The following is a 2,067-nucleotide window of genomic DNA, read 5'->3' as shown; positions in this document are numbered from 1 at the left end:
TATTCTCAAGTTTGGAACAATTCGGAATTGAAGATTTAAGATGTAGGAATCTTTATGCTTTAAAATTTAAAGTGGAGGCAATCTTATTAACATATTCCTTACTACTTCATCAAAGTCAAATGGAGAACGGTTTTAGTCTAAGGTATTCACTTGCTTATGGTTAATCAACTAGCACAACGGGTATTATTATTTTTATTTATATAAATAGTTGTTTACTGGAAATACCGTAATCTTTTTAAAAAGTTTCCTTAAAAATGCTTGGGTTACAAGTCGCCGAAGGAATTTCTTAGCGGTGGCTAACTTCAACTTGAAATTTAGCTTTTTCCACTTCTTTGGAGTCTTGTCCAATTTTTGGACGGCTTTCGTCTAGGTTATCTGATCATGGTTTTGATTTGGCTGGGATTCATATTGGCAGAAATTAAGTGGGGGAAGAGGACAGATCCTAGTTGAAATGAAATAGACTAAGTAGTTCTACCAGTGGTTTATTACCCGAGCGGATTCTTTAGAACTCAAAAAGACCATCCAGATACCTAGTTCGGGATGGTCTTTTTGAGAATATGTTGTAATCTGCATTTAGAGATGGAAATTGACTTTTAATCCACATGTTCGAAGATTTCAAAGACCATCATCGCATCATCTTTGAACTCTAAGCCTGCTTCTTGGAAATAGGGCTTAAAGAAAGCGTCATGAACCTTTCTCCAATAGGCATAACTCAGGTCTCCCTCTCCTTCCATCCGAGCTTGGTCGGGCGTGATTTCCTTGTAGGGAATCAGGAGAATCTCCTTTGTTTGTGTGATGCACACGGAATCTTGGGAACCATCAAGGATGATGTTGTATTCCCCGACTTGAGGTAAGGGTTCGTCCTTTTCATAGAGCTCAAAGGCGGATGTAGTGGCTGTCTTTTTTCCGATTTTAACTAAGTCGGCTAATTCATTGGCCAGCTCAGGCGTATCCCCGAAACTCCAAGCCTGGCATGGAGTTTGAAAAGGGAGATTCTTTTTGGAGCAGAAATTCTGCCAATATGTCTGTATTTCTTTTTTCATTTTTCTAAAAAAAATCGGGGCTGAACTTTTAATAAAGGTAAAACAACTAAAAGACTAAAGAGCAAGGTCAGAACCCCTGCGGTCCCGTTAACGCTCAGTGAGTAGAGGAAAGGTGACATTCCTTCTGGAGCATAGTCAGACCAAAAGAGGATTCCCGCCCAGAAATGAAAGAAGTAACGTACTAAGATGGCAGTTGTAGCAGCCAAGGCAGCAAGGCTAAAAGCTTTAGTGATTTCCTTTTGCGCCAAAGCTTGTTTCAGGGGAGTTGCATAGAGCCCCGCCAATCCCATAGTTAGAAAGGCTAGGATATATTCAATGATAACTTGAGGAAGGCTCAGATAGTAGACTTTGGAGAGTAGAAAATGAAGTAGTCCCCAACAAAGTCCTGCTAAAAGCCCTGCTTTTAAACCTCTACGGAGGGAAACTAAAATAAGAGGAACCGCTCCAAAAGAAGGAGTGAACCAGGAAGCGAAGTCAGGAATAAGGGATAGGGTCATGGCCAAAGCTGCAAAGATGGCAGCCTCGGTTAGAACAAGCATTTTTTTGGACATAGAAAAACTCCTTTCAGCAACAGCCAAGGAGTGGTAAGGTCATGGATAAGCAAGATCAATGAAATTGCAACATTTCCCTGCGTCAGTGTTAACTGCATCAGGTTCCATGGGTATAATCTCAGCCTCAGCACCCCAAATGTTTCGTTTCATCTAGTCTAGCATAGTAAGCGCTTTAATACAAGGGATATGGATGCTAGGTAGATAAAAAGAGGCTGATTAATACTTAACAAAAAACAAAAATAGCTGTATACTATAAGGTATGAAAGTCGAACTAAATGAATATCAAATTAGCGAATTGAAGCAAGCCCTGAAAGATAAAAAGAATGCACAGCACCATAGGAAAATTCAAGCTCTCATTCTCTACTCTGAATGTCAGAATTTAACAGCAGTAGCTAAATCAGTAGGTTTTGTTCATCAAACTGTACGAAACTTATTGAACCGTTATCTAGAAGGAGGTTTAGAGGCACTCCTTA

The 2,067-nt window shown here is 39.8% G+C and carries 3 protein-coding genes and 1 riboswitch; of the genes, 1 reads left to right on the top strand and 2 read right to left on the bottom strand.

The genetic code is table 11. From position 1 onward, the window contains the following. Positions 1-593: 593 nt before the first annotated feature. Positions 594-1,043, bottom strand: a complete 450-nt coding sequence (locus E4T71_RS08465) for an ASCH domain-containing protein (protein WP_135038888.1) — start codon at positions 1,041-1,043, stop codon at positions 594-596. Next, a complete protein-coding gene (gene thiT, locus E4T71_RS08460; RefSeq protein ID WP_135038885.1) occupies positions 1,040-1,594 on the bottom strand; it encodes an energy-coupled thiamine transporter ThiT in 555 nt (184 codons plus the stop codon). The genes E4T71_RS08465 and thiT overlap by 4 nt, the downstream gene beginning before the upstream one ends. A 57-nt stretch (positions 1,595-1,651) precedes the next feature. Next, a riboswitch (TPP riboswitch) is annotated at positions 1,652-1,739 on the bottom strand. A 114-nt stretch (positions 1,740-1,853) separates the two neighbouring features. Here thiT and E4T71_RS08455 point away from each other — a divergent pair. After that, positions 1,854-2,067: helix-turn-helix domain-containing protein (locus E4T71_RS08455; RefSeq protein ID WP_135034965.1), on the top strand; the 214-nt coding region annotated here is incomplete at its 3' end.

This window comes from Streptococcus sp. WM07 (genome assembly GCF_004570525.1).
Classification (GTDB): domain Bacteria; phylum Bacillota; class Bacilli; order Lactobacillales; family Streptococcaceae; genus Streptococcus.
Note: the sequence above shows the minus strand (reverse complement) of the source record. Positions and strands in the feature narration are given on the sequence as shown.